Raw genomic sequence first — 17,125 nt, 5'->3', positions numbered from 1 at the left:
CGCTGCAGGACACCGAGGCGGCGTGCGAGTCCGTCACCCGCGCCGTGCGCGCCGGTCACCGCGGCGTGCACATCGGCAACCACGTCGGGCCGCGCGACCTGGACCACGGAGCCGTCACCGAGTTCCTTACCCATTGCGCCCTCGAGGGCGCAACCGTCCTGGTGCACCCGTGGGACATGGCCCACGATCCGCGCACTGAGGAGTACATGCTGGCGTGGCTGGTCGGCATGAGCGCCGAGACTCACCTGAGCATCCTGCGGCTTGCGTTGTCCGGTGCGTTCGAGCGCATCCCGCGGGAGCTGAAGCTGCTGTTCGCGCACGGTGGCGGCTCGTTTCCTTACCTGCTCGGCCGCGCCAACAACGCCTGGCGGCGCCGCGACATCGTCCGCAAGGACAGCCCGCTGCCGCCGTCCGGCTACCTGGACCGCTTCCACGTCGACTCCGCCGTCTTCGACCAGCACTCGCTGCGGCTGCTCGTCGACGTCATGGGCACCGACCGGGTCCTGCTGGGAACCGACTACCCCTTCCCACTCGGCGAGGCCGAGCCCGGCGCTCTGATCCGCGCCAGCAGGCTGAACCCCATAGGTCAAAACGCGCTGCTCGCAGGCAACGCCGTGCGCCTGTTCGGGCTGCAGGACCTGCTCCCCACCACCCTCCAGACCACCCCCGCGCTGTCCACCACGGAGGTCTCCCGATGAGCCGCACCAAAGTCGCGATCATCGGGTCGGGCAACATCGGCACCGACCTGATGATCAAAGTCCTCCGGGGCTCCGAGCACCTCGAAGTCGCCGCGCTGATCGGCATCGACCCGGATTCCGACGGCCTCGCTCGTGCCCGTCGCCTCAAGGTGGCCACCAGCGCCGACGGCGTAGAGGGACTGATCGCCCTCGATGAGTTCTCCGACATCGAGTTCGTCTTCGACGCCACCTCCGCCAGGGCGCACCGGTTCCACCACGACCTCCTGACAGGGCACGGCAAGCGCCTTATCGACCTGACCCCGGCCGCCATAGGACCGTACGTCGTTCCGCCGGTCAACCTCGGCGCCCACCTGGACGCCGCCAACGTCAACATGGTCACCTGCGGCGGCCAGGCCACCGTGCCCATGGTCGCCGCGGTCAGCGCGGTCGTTCCCGTCGCCTACGCCGAGATCGTCGCCTCGATCTCGTCGAAGTCAGCGGGCCCCGGCACCCGCGCCAACATTGACGAGTTCACCGAGACCACCGCTCACGCCCTGGAAGAAGTCGGCGGCGCCGCGCTTGGCAAGGCGATCATCGTGCTCAACCCCGCCGAGCCGCCCCTCATCATGCGCGACACCGTGCACTGTCTCGTCCCCGACTGCGACCGGGACGCGGTCACTGCCTCCGTGCACGCCATGGCCGAGAAGGTCCGCGCCTACGTGCCGGGCTACCGCCTCAAGCAGGAGGTGCAGTTCGTGCCCGTCGCCGCCGGCGACCAGGCCGCGAAGCTCGCCGGCCTGCCCAACGGCGGCTGGCACATCACCATCTTCCTCGAGGTGGAGGGCGCGGCCCACTACCTGCCCGCCTACGCCGGAAACCTCGACATCATGACGGCGGCCGCGCTGCGCACCGCCGAACACCTCGCCACCGGGAGGGTCGCCGCGTGACCACCTCACACACCCCCCAGACACCCCGGGTCTACGTCCAGGACGTGACCCTGCGCGACGGCATGCACGCCGTCCGGCACCGCTACACCCTCGACCAGGTGAAAGCCATCGCAGGGGCCCTGGACGCGGCCGGCGTCGACGCCATCGAAGTCGCTCATGGCGACGGCTTGTCCGGCAGCTCCCTCACCTACGGCCCCGGCGCACACTCCGACTGGCAATGGCTGGAGGCCGCCGCCTCGGTCCTGACCCGGGCGAAGCTGACCTCGCTGCTGCTGCCCGGCATCGGCACCGCCGAGGACCTGCGCGCCGCCCGCGAGCTGGGGGTGTCGTCGATCCGTATCGCCACTCACTGCACAGAGGCGGACATCTCCGCACAGCACATCAGCCTGGCCCGCGAACTGGGCATGGACGTCTCCGGGTTCCTGATGATGTCCCACATGGCCGAGCCGAAGCAGCTCGCCGAACAGGCCAAACTCATGGAGTCCTACGGCGCGCACTGCGTGTACGTCGTCGACTCCGGCGGCCGACTCACCATGGACGGCGTCCGCGACCGGGTCCGCGCCTACCGCGACGTACTCGACCCGGCGACCGAGATCGGCATCCACGCCCACCACAACCTCGCCCTCGGTGTCGCCAACAGTGTCGTCGCGGTCGAGAACGGCGCGTACCGTGTCGATGCCTCCCTCGCCGGGCAGGGCGCAGGCGCCGGCAACGCCCCGATCGAGCCGTTCGTCGCCGTGATGGACCTTCTCGGCTGGGAGCACGCCTGCGCACTGTTCCCGCTCATGGACGCCGCCGAAGACCTCGTGCGCCCCACGCAGGACCGGCCCGTCCGCGTCGACCGCGAAACTCTCACCCTCGGCTACGCGGGCGTCTACTCCAGCTTCCTGCGGCACGCCGAGGCCGCCTCCGCCCGGTACGGCGTCGACACCCGCGACATCCTCGTCGAGGTCGGCGCCCGGCGCATGGTCGGCGGCCAGGAAGACCTCCTGGCCGACGTAGCCCTCGACCTGGCCGCCCGCACCAGCGCACCGACCCCGCAGGAGGGCGCTGTCACGTTGGTTGGCCGGGTGGGATGATCTTCTGGTTGATCGTGCTGGAGGGGGCTGTCTGTGGGGTCCGTGTCGCTGGCGTACAAGGGGCATCGGTACCCGGTCGAGGTCATCTCCCACTGTGTGTGGCTGTACTTCCGCTTCCCTCTGTCATTGCGCGAGGTCGAGGAGCTGATGCTCGAGCGCGGTGTGATCGTCTCGTATGAGACGGTCCGCCGCTGGTGCCGGAAGTTCGGGCAGCAGTACGCCAACGCGCTGTGCCACCGGCAGCCACGGCCTGGGGACAGGTGGCACCTGGACGAGGTCTTCATCAGGATCAACGGGGACCAGAAGTACCTGTGGCGGGCCGTCGACCAGGACGGCAACGTTCTGGACATCCTGGTGCAGAAGCGCTGGGACAAGGCGCGGCCAGGCGTTTCTTCCGCCGCCTGATGAAGACGGCCAGTGCGGTGCCGCGGGTGGTCGTCACGGACAAGCTCCGCTCCTACGGCGCGGCCCACCGCGAGGTCATGCCCTCGGTGGAACATCGCTCGCACAAGGGCCTGAACAACCGGGCGGAGAACAGCCACCAGCCCACCAGGCAGCGCGAACGCGCGATGAAACGCTTCCGCTCCGCGGGCGGAGCGCAGCGGTTCCTGTCCGCGTTCAGCGGCATCTCGCCCCACTTCCGGCCCCGCCGACACCTGATGCCCGCACACCGCTACCGCTCCGAGATGACCGTCCGCTTCGCCATCTGGGAGCAGATCACCGGCGTCGCCGCCCTCGCCACCGCGGCCTGAGCACAGCCCTAAACCGGGCTCCACCACGCCGCGACGCACCATCAGACACCGCCCACCCAACAACGTGACAGCGCCGATCCGAGGTTCAGTCGATCTCGCTCCGGGCGCCCGGCTCGGCCAGGACCGCCCGGTGCAGTCGACGCCGCAGCCCCGCCCTCGTCCACGCCGTGAACCGGCGGTGTGCCGTCGCGGGCGAGACGGCGAACGTCTCCGGCAGACACCGCTAGGCACACCCGCTGGTCAGCACGTACACCACCGCCGTGAACACGCAGCGCTCGTCGAGCGGCGCGGTCCCGCCGCCCTGCGGACGGGAGGTGAACGACGGCAGCAACGGGGCGGCCAGTTCCCACAGACCGTCAGGAACCAGCCGCTGCGAAAGATCAACACTCACGAAGAGGCATCATGCCGCAGCTCGCTGCGCTGCGCGGAGGGCGGGACGAACCAGCGGGCCGCGGCCGACCTCGGCATCGACAGGTCGACCGTGGACCGCCGGCGGGCCCGGTTCATCGCGAAACGCCTCGACGGCCTGCATGACGAGCCGAGCTCGGGCCGCCCGCCCTCGATCCTCCTCGACCAGGTCGAGGAGGTCGTCGTGGACACCTGGAGTCGGTCCCGGGCCAGGACACGCACTGGTCACGGGCCTCGATGGCCCGGCGCACCGGTCTGTCGCGATCGACGATCGGGCGGATCTGGAAGTGGTTCGACCTTAAGCCCCACCTGCAAGGACTCCTTGAAACTGTCCACCGATCCGCAGAAGTCCTCGAGGGGTACCCCCAGGTGCGGGTACCCCCTCGTCTGCTGCTTGGCACCGTTGGGTAGCCGTCCGGAACCCGCGGCTTCCAGAGCGGTTCCCGATGGGCTCCGGCTCAGTTCCCGTCGGTCGGCACCAGCGCGAGCACGCGGCAGGGAGAGCCGGAACCGTTGACGATCGGCAGAGGGGCTGCGATCAGCACCGCCCCGGTGACCGGAAGCTTGTCCAGATGGCAGAGCTGGGTCAGCCCGTACTTGCCCGCGCCGAGCAGGAAGGAGTGGCAGGGGAACGGCGGCTCGAAGCCCATCGCTGCGCCCGCGTCAGTGCCGACCGTCTCGACTCCCATGCCAAGGATCCCGGTCTCTTCGGCGAGGTAGCGAGCGGCGGCGGGAGTCAGCCCCGGAGTGCGAGGGCCGTTCTCACCCAGGTTGGCGAAAGCGGCAGGATCTTCGGCGTGCCGGGACCAGCCGGTCCGGTACAGCAGCCAGGAGCGCTCCGGCAGGGGCCCGTTCTCTTCCTGCCAAACGCGCAGATCCGCGACGTCGAGCAGGTAGTCAGGGTCAGCGGACACTTCTGCCGTCCGATCGATGACCACCGCGGCGCCGACGAGCCGTTGGGCGGGAACCTGGGAGACGTCGTCCAGGTCCCTTCCGGTGATCCAGTGGTTCGGTGCGTCGAAATGGGTGCCGGTGTGCTCGCCGGTGCGGAAGTTGTTCCAGTACCAGGCCGGGCCGCGGTCGTCGTAGCGGCTGATTTCCTCCAGTTGGAAGCGGGCGGTCTGACCCATCGGCTCAGGCAGCTCCAGAATCGGGGTCCCGCCGTGCAAGGAGGCGGTGAGGTCGACGACCTCGATCGAGCCCGAGACCAGCTGATCGGCCACCGCAGTCAGGTGCGCGGTTGCGGTGATGACGTCGCTCATGCGTGTGGTCCTTCCGAAGGAGTGGAGCGGAATGGTGCGGGTGTCGACGAGCATGGCCCCATAAAAGCGCCGGCCGAAGACCCTCTGCGTTCAGCGGACCGAAGCCGCGTCGCGCGGATAGCCCCGGTGCGGACGTGCTCGTAAGGTCGCCCAACATCGCACGAAACCTTTCCCGACTCGGTACCACGGCGGGAGCGTGGCTTCGTGTCCCGCTCGATCAGGGGCCGGCGTGCCCGGCAGTGCTGAGTCGGCAGTGGCGGGGCCGACGACCCGAGCAAGGAGGAACACGATGGCGGAAAGGTCTTTCGCCGCCGAGATCGGAAAGCTGCGGCAAGGCGCCGGGACGACGTTCAGCGGAGAAGGCATCCTGGCCGTCACCAAGGCGCTTCTGCAGTCGGGTGTCGCATACGTCGGCGGTTACCAGGGCGCGCCGATCTCCCATCTGATGGATGTGCTCGGCGATGCCCACGAGGTCCTGTCGGACCTCGACGTGTACTTCGAGAACAGTGCCTCCGAGGCGACGGCGGCAGCGATGCTCGCGGCATCGGTGCACCAGCCGCTGCGAGGCGCCATCACCTTCAAGTCCACCGTGGGTACGAACGTCGCCTCGGACGCGCTCGCGAACCTTGCGAGCGGTGGCGTCACCGGTGGCGCGCTGATCATCGTCGGCGAGGACTACGGCGAGGGCTCCAGCATCATGCAGGAGCGCTCCCACGCCTTCGCGATGAAGTCCCAGATGTGGCTGCTCGACCCGCGCCCCAACCTGGAGGCCATCGTCAACGCGGTCGAGGCCGGCTTCGAACTCTCCGAGGTCTCCAGCACCCCGGTGATGCTCGAACTGCGGCTGCGCTCCTGCCACCTGCACGGCACCTTCACGGCGAAGGACAACCGGCGCCCGGAGATGACCGTCAAGGACGCCATCGAGAACCCGCGCCGCGACCTGAGCCGGATCGTGCTGCCGCCCGCGACCTTCCTGCACGAGAAGGAGAAGCACGAGGACCGCTGGCCGGCCGCCGTCCGCTTCATCAAGGAACGCGGCCTGAACGAGGTCTTCGGCAATGGCCGGGCCGACGTCGGCATCATCGTCCAGGGCGGCCTCTACAACACCCTCAACCGGTCCCTCGAACTCCTCGGCGCCTCCGACCCGTACGGCCGCACCAGCGTGCCGCTGTACGTCATGAACGTCACCTATCCCGTCGTCGACGACGAGATCCTCGACTTCTGCGCCGACAAACAGGCCGTGCTGCTCCTGGAGGAGGGACAGCCCGACTACATCGAGCAGAACCTGCACGCGATCCTGCGGCGGGCCAGCAGCGACACCGCGCTGCACGGCAAGGACATGCTGCCCGCGGTCGGCGAGTACACCTCCACCGCGATGACCAAGGGCGTCGCCGAGTTCCTGCGCACCTACCTCCCCGAGGCGATCGCCCACGAACCGACGCTGCTGCTCCCCGACTCCGAACCCGAGAGCCCGTTCGCGCCGCGCGTCGCCGCCGCCGAGATGCGGCAGCGCCCGCCGGGCCTGTGCACCGGCTGCCCCGAGCGGCCGATCTTCAGCGCCCTGAAACTCGCCGAGCGCGAGACCGGCCAGCACCACATCAGCGCCGACATCGGCTGCCACCTCTTCGCCGTCAACGAACCGTTCAACCTCGGCGCGACCACGATGGGCTACGGCCTGGGATCCGCGGGCGCCTCCGCGCTCAACTCCAAGGAAGCCGACCGGCGCACGGTCGCGATCATGGGCGACGGCGGTTTCTGGCACAACGGCCTCACCAGCGGCGTCGGCAACGCCGTCTTCAACGAGAACGACCAGCTGCTCGTCGTAGTCGACAACGCCTACAGCGCCGCCACCGGCGGCCAGGACGTGCTCTCCTCGCAGGCCGACAACCCGATCCGCTCTACGAAACACCCCATCGAGCGGGCCGTACGGGGAATCGGCGTGCGCTGGAGCCGCACCGTCGCCAACACCTACAAGGTCTCCGCCCTGCGCGACCTCTTCGTCGAGGCGCTGACCACCAAGGAACCCGGCCCCAAGGTCGTCGTCGCCCAGAGCGAGTGCCAGCTCAACCGGCAGCGCAGGGTGAAGAAACAGCAGGCCGCCGACCTCAAGGACGGCAAGCGGGTGGTCCGCGAACGCTTCGGCGTCGATCCGGAGACCTGCACCGGCGACCACGCCTGCATCCGGATCTCCGGATGCCCGTCCCTGACCATCACCGACAATCCCGACCCGCTGCGCACCGACCCCATCGCCACCGTGCTGGACAGCTGCGTCGGCTGCGGGGTCTGCGGCGCCAACGCGCACGCCGCGGTCCTGTGCCCGTCGTTCTACCGGACCGACGTGGTGCAGAACCCGACCCGCCGGGACCGCGTCCTGGCCAGGGTGCGGGACCGCTGGATGGCCCTGGCGTCCAAGGGTCTGGAGAACCGTGCGGCACGATACGAGGTGGCAGCCCGATGACCACGACACAGTCCCGAAACGACCGCGGCACCAGCTGGCGCGGCGGACAGCGGCCGGTCACCCTGGCCATCCTCGCCATGGGCGGAGAGGGCGGCGGCGTCCTCGCCGACTGGATCGTAGAGGTCGGCGAACACGCCGGCTGGGCCGCACAGAACACCTCCGTCGCCGGCGTCGCACAGCGCACCGGCGCGACCGTCTACTACGTCGAACTCCTCCCGCCGCCCCCCGGCGGGATCCCGGCGGGCGGCCGCACCCAGCCGATCCTGAGCCTCTTCCCCACGCCCGGCGAGGTGGACATCGTCATCACCTCCGAACTCATGGAGTGCGGACGCGCCGTCCAGCGCGGCTTCGCCACCCCCGACCGCACCACGCTGATCACCTCGACCAACCGGACCTACTCGGTCGACGAGAAGATCGCCCTCGGGGACGGACGGGTCGACAGCGACGAACTGTTCGCCGCCGCGCAGCGCGCCGCGAAGACCCTGGTGGCGGCCGACTTCGCGACCCTCGCCGAGAGCGCGGGCAGTGTCATCAGCGCCTCCCTGTACGGCGCGCTCGCCGGATCCGGCGCCCTGCCCTTCACCCGGGAGCAGTTCGAGGCACCGATCCGGGCCTTCCCCAAGGCGGCGGAGCGCTCCCTGAGGGCCTTCGCCCTCGCCTACACGGAGGCCGCGAGCCAGGTCGCCGCCGGACAGCGCCAGGCCGCCCAGACACCGGCCGTCCCCCCGGCCGGCGCCGCCCGCTCGGGCGGACCGGTCCCGGTGACCATCGGGCTCCGCCGTCCCGAGACCGCCGAGGACCGCAAGCAGGCCGCCGAACGCGAGCGCGTCAAGATCGCCGCCACCGACCCGGCCTCCCTCGTCGGCCCGGCCCTGGCCGCCCACGCCCAGCGGGCCGCCGTACTCCCCGAGCCCGTCCGCTCGACGGCGCTGCACGGTGTCGTCCGCACGGCCGTCTACCAGAGCCCCGAGTACACCGACCGCTACCTGGACCGCGTCGCGGCGGTGGCCGCCGTGGACCCGGACCGCGACGGCGAGGCGGCCCTGACCCGCGAGGCCGCCCGGCACATCGCGCTGTGGATGTGCTACCAGGACACCATCCAGGTCGCCCAGCAGAAGACCCGTCGGCACCGGATGCAGCGGGTGCGCGAGGAGGCGAAGGCCGGCGGCCACCTGGCCCAGGTCCGCGAGTACCTGCACCCCCAGGTGGAGGAGATCACCGACACCCTGCCCGCCGGCCTCGGCGCCCTGTTGCTGCGCTCGAAGCTGTTCGGGCGGCTCGTTCACACCCTCACCCACCGCGGCATCGTCCTCAACACGACGTCCGTCACCGGCTACACCGCGCTCGCGGTGCTCGCCCGGATGCGCCCGCTGCGCCCCCGGTCGCTGCGGTTCGTGCGGGAACAGGAGGCCATCGACGCCTGGCTGGACCTCGCGCTCGCCACGGCCGCCCAGGACGGTCCCCTGGCGCGCGAGATCATCGAGTGTCAGCAGGTCCTGAAGGGCTACGGCGCCACCTACGCCCACGGCGGCGAGAGCTTCGAGCTGCTGATGACGGCCGCCCGCGCGCTGCCCGGCACGGACGGCGCCGCCGACCGGCTGAAGAAGCTGCGGGCCGCGGCGCTCGCGGACGAGGACGGCGTGAAACTCCGCGCCGAGCTGGCCGCGCTGCCCGTCCCGACCGGCTGACCCGCCCCGCCGGCGGCGCCGCGCGCTCACCCGCGCAGCGTCGCCGAGGGGCTCTCCCCGAAACGGGCCCGGTAGTCGGAGGCGAATCGGCCCATGTGCACGAAGCCGTGCTCCAGCGCAATGGCCGTCACCGACGTCCCGGACTCGGCGGCCCGCAGCGCGTCATGCACGACGTCGAGCCGGCAGGCCCGCAGATACGCCGTCGGGGTGCTGCCGAGTTCACGGCGGAAGCACTCCTGCAGCGTCCGCACGCCGACCCCGAGCGCCTCGGCGACATCGCCCACGGTGAGCGGCTCGTCGTGGTGGTCCCGGATCAGGGCGCAGGCCCGCCGGACCAGCCGGCTCGGCGGCCGACGTCCGGCCGTGGCGGCCAGTTCGTCGCTGTAGTTGTGCCGGTGGGTGATCAGCAGCTGCCCCACCAGCGCCTCCTCGAAGCGCTGGGCGACCGCCGGGTGGTCCAGCAGGGAGGACTCCCCTGCGCCCGCCAGCTCCTCGGCGAAGAAGTCGAGGCCGCGCCGCCACGCCCGCGCCTGCGGAGTGGTGGTGGACGCGCCGGGCTCGAACCGTACCGGCTCCTCGGGCGGGTGCCCGAGGAGCCGTCGCAGTTCCCGCTCGACACTGGTGCGCTGGACGTGGAAGATCCGGTGCGGCGTGCCCGCCGACCACTCCTTCTCGAACGGCTCCTGGGGGGAGATCACCACGGCCGTGTCGGCGCTCACGACGACGTCCCGGCCGGCGTGCCGGACCAGGCCCGTACCGCGGTAGGGCATCTGCACCAGGTAGAAGGGCAGCGGCTCCGGCTGGACCCGGACAGGGCTGCCGTAGTCGAGGTCGACCACGCCCAGCTCACCGAGCCGGTGCGCTGCCAGCCGCAGCTTCACCGAGCGCTCGGCCCGCAGTGTGAGGCGGTGAGGGCAGAAGAGCCGGCCGACCTCCACGCGCGCGCATTCGACATCGGTCGTGTAGAACTCCACCGAGTCCATGCTGTCTCCATGGGACGGCACCCCAGAGGCGGCAAGCCGTAGGGCGATCAGGGCGAGGACCAGTGGCCGGCGGCGTGCGCCAGCGCCCGGCCCTCCAGGATCGTGACCATGCGTTCGAAGAGCTGGACCGCGGCGGGGCCGGACCAGTTCTGAGGCAGCACCTCGCGAGGCAGCCCGGGATCGCGGAACGGCAGCTTGCGCCAGTGGTCGATCACGGCGAGATACGTGACATAGGCGTGCCGCCCGTCGATGACCGCGGCCTCGGTGAGGTGCTGTGCCTCATCCTCGTACACGCTGATGAAATCCCGGTAACGCAGGTCGATCTCGTCCAGGTCCCAGCCGCCCCGGACCATGTCCGTGAGCGGCTGACCGGCGACGTAGTCGCCGACGAAGACGGCGCACTGCCCGGTGAGGTCCAGCTCGGCGATGGCGCGCTGCGCGGCCGGCAGCATCCGGGCGGGGGCGATCCAGACCGCGGAGCCGATGTTGCCGAAACCGAGCGAGGTCAGGTGTCCGGTCAGCTTATGGCGCAGCGCGCGGGCGGACTCGGGCACGGAGAAGTTCACGAAGCACCAGCCGTCGCCCAGCTCGGCCGGCTGCCGGGCGTGCCAGATGACCTCGTCACCGGCGGCCAGCGCGGCCAGCGCGGCCGGGGTGAGCGCGTAGCCGCGCATCCCCGCGCGGCTCTCCGACTCCAGCCAGCCGCGCTTCTTGAGCCGGAAGACCGCCGTCCGGACGCTCGCGGCGTCCAGACCCGACGCGGTCAGCAGCTCGACCGTGCCCGCGATGGGCATCCAGTTGCCCATCTTGCGCACGATCGCGCCGAGAAAACTCACGAGCACGGTCCGGGACCGGCGCGCCGCCGTGGTGGGCCGGTCGCCCTTGGTCTCGCTCATTCCCGTGAGTATGCCGGACCGGCATCGCATGATCCGACCGGCCCGGTCGAGGGGACCGGGCCGGTCAGCGCCGCGACCCACTCCGGCGGCCAGGGCACGCTGACGGCACCGCTCGTGTGGTCCGGGCCGATGTGCGCGGTCACATAACGGCCGCGCGCGGCCCGGCCGGCCGGACGGCCCCGGAACTCCTCGCCCCAGACCTCGAAGGCGAAGGTCATCGAGCTGGTGCCGATCCGCACCGGCTCCACGACCGTGCGCACGTCCTGGCCGAAGAACAGCGGCGACTCGAAATCCACCTCGTAGCGGACGCGGGGCGCCACCGGGAAGTAGCCGTGCAGGCCGAGCCCGGCCATCAGCGAGGCCTCCGCGGCCTCCACGAACCGTACGACCGTGCTGTTGTGGTAGATCCCGGCCGCGTCCGTGTCGATCCACTCGATGCGCGTGCGGTGCACGCCGACCGGGTGCGCGGCCGGGAGCGCGGCGGTCACGCCGGCACCGTGCTCGCGGTCGGGGTCCAGCGCAGGTGCACATCGCCGCCGGCGCCCTCGCGCAGCAGCGACAGCCGCGGCGGGACCTTGTCGGTACGGGAGGTGGGCGGCTTGCGCCGGCCCGCCGCCCACTGCACCGGCCACTGCGCACCGGCCCCGCGGTACTCCTGCTCCGCCGCGGACTGCAAAGTCCACTGCGGGTTGTAGAGGTGGGTACGGCCCAGGGCGCACAGGTCGGCCCGCCCGGCCAGCAGGATCGAGTTCACGTCGTCGTACGAGGAGATGGCGCCGACCGCGATCACCGGCACGCCCGCGGGACCGGCCACCCGGTGGCGGATCCGGTCGGCGAACGGCGTCTGGTAGGAGCGGCCGAACGCGGGCTTCTCTTCCTTGGCGACCTGGCCGGAGGAGACGTCGATGGCGGCGGCGCCGTGCTCGATGAAGGCGCGGGCGATGTCCACCGCGTCGTCGGCGGTGTTGCCGTCCGGCATCCAGTCGGTCGCCGAGATACGGACCGTGACCGGGATGTGGAGTGGGACGGCCTGGCGGACCGCGTCGAAGACCTCCAGCGGGAACCGCAGCCGGTTCTCCAGCGAGCCGCCGTACTCGTCGGTGCGCCGGTTGGCGACCGGGGACAGGAAGGAGGAGAGCAGGTAGCCGTGGGCGGCGTGCACCTCGATGAGGTCGAAGCCCGCCTCCGCGCCGCGCACGGCGGCGGCGGTGAAGTCGGCGATCACCTTGTCCAGGTCCGCGCGGGTGGCCTCACGGGGGACGTGGCAGCCGGCGCCGTAGGGGAGTGCCGAGGGGGCGATGACCTCCCAGTTGCCCTCCTCCAGCGGCTCGTCGATGCCGTCCCACATCAGCCGGGTCGAGCCCTTGCGGCCCGAGTGGCCGAGCTGCAGGCCGATCCTGCCGGTCGTCCGGTCGTGCACGAAGTCCGTGACCCGGCGCCAGGCGTCGCGCTGCCCGTCGGTCCACAGCCCCGGGCAGCCCGGCGTGATCCGGCCCTCGGGCGACACGCAGACCATCTCGCTCATCACCAGGCCGGCCCCGCCGAGCGCCTTGGAGCCCAGGTGCACCAGGTGGAAGTCGCCGGGGACACCGGCGTCCGAGGAGTACATGTCCATCGGGGAGACGATGATCCGGTTCTTCAGCTCCAGCTCACCGATGCGGACCGGCTGGAACATCGCCGGGGCCACCTCGGCAGCCTGCTGGTGCCGGGCGAACTCGGACTCCATCAGCGCAGCGAACTCGGCGTCGCGCTCCCTGAGGTTCTCGAAGGTGATGCGCCGCGAGCGGGTCAGCAGGTTGAAGACGAACTGCGCCGGGTCCTGGCCCGCGTACATCCCGATGTTCTCGAACCACTCCAGGGAGGCCTGCGCGGCCCGCTGCGTCGACTCGACGACCGGCTTGCGCTCGGTCTCGTAGGCGGCCAGGGCCTCCGTCACCGTCGGGTGCTCGTGCAGGCAGGCGGCCAGCGCGAGGGCGTCCTCCATGGCCAGCTTGGTGCCCGAGCCGATCGAGAAGTGCGCAGTGTGGGCGGCGTCGCCGAGCAGCACCACGTTGCCGTCAGACCAGCGCTCGTTGCGGACCGTGGTGAAGTTCAGCCACTTCGAGTTGTTGGTGAGGACCTGGTGGCCCCGCAGCTCGTCGGCGAAGATCTCCGCGATCCGGGCCACGGCGTACTCGTCGGAGACGCCCGGCGGGAACACCTGGTCCTCGGTCCGGTCGAAGCCGGCGCGCCGCCAGACGTCGTCGTGCATCTCGACGATGAAGGTCGAGCCGCCGTCGGAGTAGGGGTAGCCGTGGATCTGCATGGTGCCCCACTCCGTCTGCTTGACGAAGAACTGGAACGCCTCGAAGACCAGGTCGGTGCCGAGCCAGATGTACTTGTTGCGCCGCCGGTCCAGCGACGGTCCGAACACGTCGGCGTACTTGGTGCGGATGGCGGAGTTGAGGCCGTCGGCGGCCAGCACCAGGTCGTGCGTGGCGCGCAGCTCGTCCACGTCGGGGGCCTCGGTGCGGTAGTGGACGGTGACGCCCAGATCGGCGGCCCGCCGCTGGAGGATCCCCAGCAGCTCCTTGCGGCTCATCGCGGCGAAGCCCTGGCCGCCGACGGTGAACCGCTCCCCGTCGACTTCGATGTCGATGTCCGTCCAGCGGGCGAACCGGGTCTCCATGGCGGCGTGGACGACGTCGTCGGCGTTGTCGATGCCGCCGAGGGTCTCGTCGGAGAAGACCACACCGAACCCGAAGGTGTCGTCGGGCGCGTTGCGCTCCCAGACGGTGACCTCGTGCGCCGGGTCCAGCTGCTTCATCAGGGCGGCGAAGTACAGGCCTCCGGGGCCGCCGCCGGCGATAGCGATCCTCATGACTGTTCCTCCACGATCTGTTCCGCCACGATCTGACGCAGCTTGAAGTGCTGCAGTTTGCCGCTGGGGTTGCGCGGCAGGGAGTCGGTGAAGCGGACGTCGCGCGGGTACTTGTACGGCGCGATCTGCCGCTTGACGTGGTCCTGGATGGCGCGGGCCGTGGCCGCGTCGCCGGTCACGCCGTCGCGCAGGACGACGAACGCGCAGACGATCGAGCCGCGCTCGGGGTCCGGCTCGGCGACCACGGCCGCCTCCACGACGTCCGGATGGGTGGCGACGGCGGCCTCCACCTCGGGGCCGGCGATGTTGTACCCGGACGACACGATCAGGCCGTCGTTGCGCGCCCGGTACCAGAAGTAGCCGTCCTCGTCGCGCAGGAAGGTGTCGCCGGTGACGTTCCAGCCGCCCAGGACGTAGCGGGCCTGCCGCTCGTCGTCCAGGTAGCGGCAGCCGACCGGGCCGATCACCCCGAGCAGGCCTTCGACCCCGGGGCCGAGTTCCTCGCCGTCCGGTCCGAGGATCGCGGCGCGGTAGCCGGGCACCGGCCTGCCGGTCGCCCCGGGGCGGATGTCGTCGCCGTCGGCCGAGATGAAGATGTGCAGCAGCTCGGTGGCGCCTATCCCGTCGATCACCTTGAGGCCGAGTCGGTCGCGCAGCTCCTCCCACAGGCTCTGCGGGATGTGCTCGCCCGCGCTGACCGCGCGGCGCAGCCCGCCGAGCCGGTCCGCCTTCCCGGACTTGAGGATCTGCTGGTACGCGGTCGGCGCGGTGGCCAGGACGGTCACCCCGTGCTCGGCGACCAGGTCGGCGAGGACCGCCGGTGCCGCCGCCTCGGTGAGGAAGGCGCAGGCACCCACCCGCAGCGTGAAGACGACCAGCAGGCCGAGCCCGAAGGTGAAGGCCAGCGGGGCGGTGCACGCGACCAGGTCGTCCGGGCGCAGCCGCAGCGTGTGCCTGCCGAAGGTGTGGTCGATGGACAGGATGTCGCGGTGGAAGTGGGTGGTGATCTTCGGGACGCCGGTGGTGCCCGAGGTCGGCCCGAACAGGGCGACGTCGTCCGCGGCGGTGTCGGCCGCGCTGAACCGCCCGTCCTTGGCCGCGACGCGGCTGCTCAGGTCGTCGGCCGTGTCACCGCCGTACGGCACGACGACCAGGTCCGGCGCGACCGAGTCGCGTACCGCCCACACGTCGTCGAGGAAGCGGTGGTCGACCAGCGCGACGGCGGGCCGGGTCTTCGTCACGACGGGGGCCAGCTCGCCGGCCCGCAGCGCGGCCATGGTGGTGACGGCGATCCCGCCGGCCTTCACCACGCCCAGCCAGGCGGCGACGGTCCACGGGTTGTTGGGGGAGCGCAGCAGTACCCGGTTGCCGGGCACCAGGCCGAGGTCCTCGGTGAGCACCTGGGCGACCTGGTCGGCCCGCCGCCGCAGTTCGCCGTAGCTCCACACCTCGCCGTCGGGGGTGCGCAGCGCGGGCCGGTCCGGGCCGAACGCGGCTACCGCGACGTCGATCAGCTCGACGGCGGCGTTGAGGCGTTCCGGGTAGCGCAGCGCCTCGGTGGTGAACTCCAGCACCGGCCACTGCCCGGTCGGCGGGAGGTGGTCGCGGGCGAAGGTGTCGGTGTGTCCGGAGGGCGACAGGGTCATGGCCGCCCTCCCTCGGCGTCGCGGATCATTCCCTCCTGCACGACGGTGGCCAGGTGGGTGCCGTCCGGGGTGAAGAAGCGGCCGGTGGCGAGCCCTCTGCCGTCCTCGGCCGCGACCGCCTCCTGGGCGTAGAGCAGCCAGTCGTCCGCCACCCCCGCCCGCGGCGCCCGGTGGAACCACATCGCGTGGTCGAGGCTCGCGGTGACCAGCCCCTCGCGCGCCCAGGGCAGGTCCAGGACGCGCAGCACCGGCTCCAGGATCGTGTAGTCGCAGACGTAGGCGAGGGCGGCCGTGTCCCGCTGCGCGTCGGTGAGCCCGTCGACCGGCCGCAGCGCGTCGAACGGCTTGACCCAGACCGCCTGGTGGGGCTTGCGCTCGCCCTCGACGTCGAGGTAGACGGGGCCCGGCACATGGCGCATGTCGAAGCCCCGGCCACCGCACCAGTAGTCCTTGGAGGCGTCGGTCATCGTGCCGCCGGTCCGCCCGGCGAGGTACTCCGCGGAGCTGAGCAGCTTCTCGGGGCCGGGCAGGCCCGCGGCCGCCAGCCAGTCGGGCAGGCCCGCGCTGTGGCTGCCGCCCGGTTCGCCGGCGGCGAAGTTGGCCAGGCACACGTAGAGCGGCTTGCCGTTCTGGTAGCCGCGCACCTGCCGGGTCGCGTAGCCGCGGCCGTCGCGCAGCAGCTCCACCTCGTAGCGGACCTCGGCGCCGATGTCGGCGGGGCGCATGAAGTACGAGTGCATGGAGTGCAGCGTCTTGCCGTCGCCGACGGACTTCATCGCCGCCGCGGCGGCCTGGGCGACCAGGTCGCCGCCGTACGCCTTGGGCCACGGGCAGGGCTGGGTGACCGCCGTGAAGGCGAGGTCGAACCGCTCGGCCTCGGCCGGGGTGAGGGTGACGGCGGCCGTGAAGACCTCGGAGTTGGTGTCGGTCATCAGGGGCGGTCCGTCCAGTCGCGCAGGTCGGTGTCCGCGACCTGGGGGAGGTTGACCACGATGTTCTCCGGGGTGCGGGTCGTCATCCAGGTCAGCGGGTTGTTGCGGTCGAGGTTGCACTCGACGTGGGGCAGGAACGGCGGGACGAACACCCAGTCGCCCTCCGCCATGTCGATGTAGTCCTCGAACTTCGCGCCGAAGTAGATCCGGGCCCGGCCGGAGAGCACATAGCCGCCGGTCTCGGCCTCGCCGTGGTGGTGGGGCACTGAGCGGTAGCCGCCGTCGTTGTGGACCTTGCCGAACCAGATCCGGGTGGCCGGGGTGTGCTGGACGCTGACGCCCGAGATCCTGGTGGCGCCGGCGGACTGCCCGGTGTCACCGGGTTCCGTGCCGCCGCGGGTGACGACGGGTACCACCAGGCCGCTCTCGGTGGCGTACATCGAGTTGTCGCCGTCGAGGACGTACGGGGCGGGGACCTGCTGACCGGGGACGAACTGGCTGGGATCGGGGTTCATGAGGACTCCTCGTCGGTGATGG

The 17,125-nt window shown here is 71.1% G+C and carries 15 protein-coding genes and 1 pseudogene; 7 read left to right on the top strand and 9 right to left on the bottom strand.

Annotated features, from left to right (window positions below):
- The 4 genes and pseudogenes from AOK23_RS23470 to AOK23_RS23455 all read left to right on the top strand — a co-directional run.
- The coding region (locus AOK23_RS23470; protein ID WP_157878132.1) for an amidohydrolase family protein at nt 1–698 on the top strand (698 nt) is incomplete at its 5' end.
- Nucleotides 695–1,624 (top strand): acetaldehyde dehydrogenase (acetylating), encoded by a 930-nt coding sequence (locus tag AOK23_RS23465; protein ID WP_055714640.1) that lies wholly within the window; start codon nt 695–697, stop codon nt 1,622–1,624. The genes AOK23_RS23470 and AOK23_RS23465, both read left to right, overlap by 4 nt.
- Nucleotides 1,621–2,703, top strand: coding sequence for a 4-hydroxy-2-oxovalerate aldolase (dmpG, locus tag AOK23_RS23460; protein ID WP_079049644.1), 1,083 nt, complete (start codon nt 1,621–1,623; stop codon nt 2,701–2,703). Before AOK23_RS23465 ends, dmpG begins: the two co-directional genes overlap by 4 nt.
- Before the next feature lie 33 nt (nt 2,704–2,736).
- Nucleotides 2,737–3,455 (top strand): annotated as a pseudogene (locus AOK23_RS23455) (IS6 family transposase).
- Between the two features lie 223 nt (nt 3,456–3,678).
- Here the strand turns inward: AOK23_RS23455 and AOK23_RS48530 are convergent.
- Nucleotides 3,679–3,846, bottom strand: coding sequence for a transposase (locus AOK23_RS48530; protein ID WP_107102848.1), 168 nt, complete (start codon nt 3,844–3,846; stop codon nt 3,679–3,681).
- Between AOK23_RS48530 and AOK23_RS50150 the strand changes: the two genes are divergently transcribed.
- A complete protein-coding gene (locus AOK23_RS50150; protein WP_240496521.1) occupies nt 3,826–4,380 on the top strand; it encodes a helix-turn-helix domain-containing protein in 555 nt (184 codons plus the stop codon). The genes AOK23_RS48530 and AOK23_RS50150 overlap by 21 nt on opposite strands.
- Here the strand turns inward: AOK23_RS50150 and AOK23_RS23440 are convergent.
- On the bottom strand, nt 4,322–5,125 hold the full coding sequence (locus tag AOK23_RS23440) for a cyclase family protein (RefSeq protein ID WP_055714645.1): 804 nt from the start codon (nt 5,123–5,125) through the stop codon (nt 4,322–4,324). The genes AOK23_RS50150 and AOK23_RS23440 overlap by 59 nt on opposite strands.
- A 289-nt stretch (nt 5,126–5,414) precedes the next feature.
- Here AOK23_RS23440 and AOK23_RS23435 point away from each other — a divergent pair, with 289 nt between their 5' ends.
- Both AOK23_RS23435 and AOK23_RS23430 read left to right on the top strand, forming a co-directional pair.
- Nucleotides 5,415–7,583 (top strand): thiamine pyrophosphate-dependent enzyme, encoded by a 2,169-nt coding sequence (locus AOK23_RS23435; RefSeq protein ID WP_055714638.1) that lies wholly within the window; start codon nt 5,415–5,417, stop codon nt 7,581–7,583.
- On the top strand, nt 7,580–9,271 hold the full coding sequence (locus AOK23_RS23430; RefSeq protein WP_063791385.1) for an indolepyruvate oxidoreductase subunit beta family protein: 1,692 nt from the start codon (nt 7,580–7,582) through the stop codon (nt 9,269–9,271). Before AOK23_RS23435 ends, AOK23_RS23430 begins: the two co-directional genes overlap by 4 nt.
- 26 nt (nt 9,272–9,297) lie before the next feature.
- On the opposite strand, the gene AOK23_RS23425 is transcribed toward AOK23_RS23430, so the two are convergent.
- The 7 genes from AOK23_RS23425 to AOK23_RS23395 are packed head-to-tail and all read right to left on the bottom strand — an operon-like array spanning nt 9,298 to nt 17,103.
- Nucleotides 9,298–10,254, bottom strand: coding sequence for an AraC family transcriptional regulator (locus AOK23_RS23425; RefSeq protein WP_055714637.1), 957 nt, complete (start codon nt 10,252–10,254; stop codon nt 9,298–9,300).
- 47 nt (nt 10,255–10,301) lie between these two features.
- The gene (locus AOK23_RS23420) at nt 10,302–11,150 is read right to left on the bottom strand and encodes a PaaX family transcriptional regulator (RefSeq protein WP_240496519.1); all 849 of its coding nucleotides are present in this window, start codon (nt 11,148–11,150) and stop codon (nt 10,302–10,304) included.
- Nucleotides 11,147–11,638 carry an acyl-CoA thioesterase gene (locus tag AOK23_RS23415; RefSeq protein ID WP_206336271.1) on the bottom strand — a complete coding sequence of 164 codons (492 nt, stop codon included), beginning with the start codon at nt 11,636–11,638 and terminating at the stop codon, nt 11,147–11,149. The genes AOK23_RS23420 and AOK23_RS23415 overlap by 4 nt, the downstream gene beginning before the upstream one ends.
- A complete protein-coding gene (locus tag AOK23_RS23410) occupies nt 11,635–14,010 on the bottom strand; it encodes a bifunctional salicylyl-CoA 5-hydroxylase/oxidoreductase (protein ID WP_055714636.1) in 2,376 nt (791 codons plus the stop codon). Before AOK23_RS23410 ends, AOK23_RS23415 begins: the two co-directional genes overlap by 4 nt.
- Nucleotides 14,007–15,656, bottom strand: a complete 1,650-nt coding sequence (locus AOK23_RS23405; RefSeq protein WP_055714635.1) for an AMP-binding protein — start codon at nt 15,654–15,656, stop codon at nt 14,007–14,009. Before AOK23_RS23405 ends, AOK23_RS23410 begins: the two co-directional genes overlap by 4 nt.
- The gene (locus AOK23_RS23400; RefSeq protein WP_055714634.1) at nt 15,653–16,588 is read right to left on the bottom strand and encodes an acyl-CoA thioesterase; all 936 of its coding nucleotides are present in this window, start codon (nt 16,586–16,588) and stop codon (nt 15,653–15,655) included. The genes AOK23_RS23405 and AOK23_RS23400 overlap by 4 nt, the downstream gene beginning before the upstream one ends.
- Entirely contained in the window at nt 16,588–17,103 is a 516-nt protein-coding gene (locus tag AOK23_RS23395; protein ID WP_055714633.1) for a cupin domain-containing protein, read from the bottom strand. Before AOK23_RS23395 ends, AOK23_RS23400 begins: the two co-directional genes overlap by 1 nt.
- Nucleotides 17,104–17,125 lie beyond the last annotated feature (22 nt).

Source organism: Streptomyces torulosus, assembly GCF_001419765.1.
GTDB lineage: Bacteria > Actinomycetota > Actinomycetes > Streptomycetales > Streptomycetaceae > Streptomyces > Streptomyces torulosus.
The sequence above is the reverse complement of the archived record's forward strand: the minus strand, read 5'-3'. Positions and strand labels throughout refer to the sequence as shown.

Excerpts from the sequence above, each read along its gene's own strand:
- AOK23_RS23465 (WP_055714640.1), top strand. The coding sequence starts at position 695 with ATGAGCCGCACCAAAGTCGCGATCATCGGGTCGGGCAACATCGGCACC.
- AOK23_RS23440 (WP_055714645.1), bottom strand. The coding sequence starts at position 5,125 with ATGAGCGACGTCATCACCGCAACCGCGCACCTGACTGCGGTGGCCGAT.
- AOK23_RS23435 (WP_055714638.1), top strand. The coding sequence starts at position 5,415 with ATGGCGGAAAGGTCTTTCGCCGCCGAGATCGGAAAGCTGCGGCAAGGC.
- AOK23_RS23430 (WP_063791385.1), top strand. The coding sequence starts at position 7,580 with ATGACCACGACACAGTCCCGAAACGACCGCGGCACCAGCTGGCGCGGC.
- AOK23_RS23425 (WP_055714637.1), bottom strand. The coding sequence starts at position 10,254 with ATGGACTCGGTGGAGTTCTACACGACCGATGTCGAATGCGCGCGCGTG.
- AOK23_RS23420 (WP_240496519.1), bottom strand. The coding sequence starts at position 11,150 with ATGAGCGAGACCAAGGGCGACCGGCCCACCACGGCGGCGCGCCGGTCC.
- AOK23_RS23410 (WP_055714636.1), bottom strand. The coding sequence starts at position 14,010 with ATGAGGATCGCTATCGCCGGCGGCGGCCCCGGAGGCCTGTACTTCGCC.
- AOK23_RS23405 (WP_055714635.1), bottom strand. The coding sequence starts at position 15,656 with ATGACCCTGTCGCCCTCCGGACACACCGACACCTTCGCCCGCGACCAC.
- AOK23_RS23400 (WP_055714634.1), bottom strand. The coding sequence starts at position 16,588 with ATGACCGACACCAACTCCGAGGTCTTCACGGCCGCCGTCACCCTCACC.
- AOK23_RS23395 (WP_055714633.1), bottom strand. The coding sequence starts at position 17,103 with ATGAACCCCGATCCCAGCCAGTTCGTCCCCGGTCAGCAGGTCCCCGCC.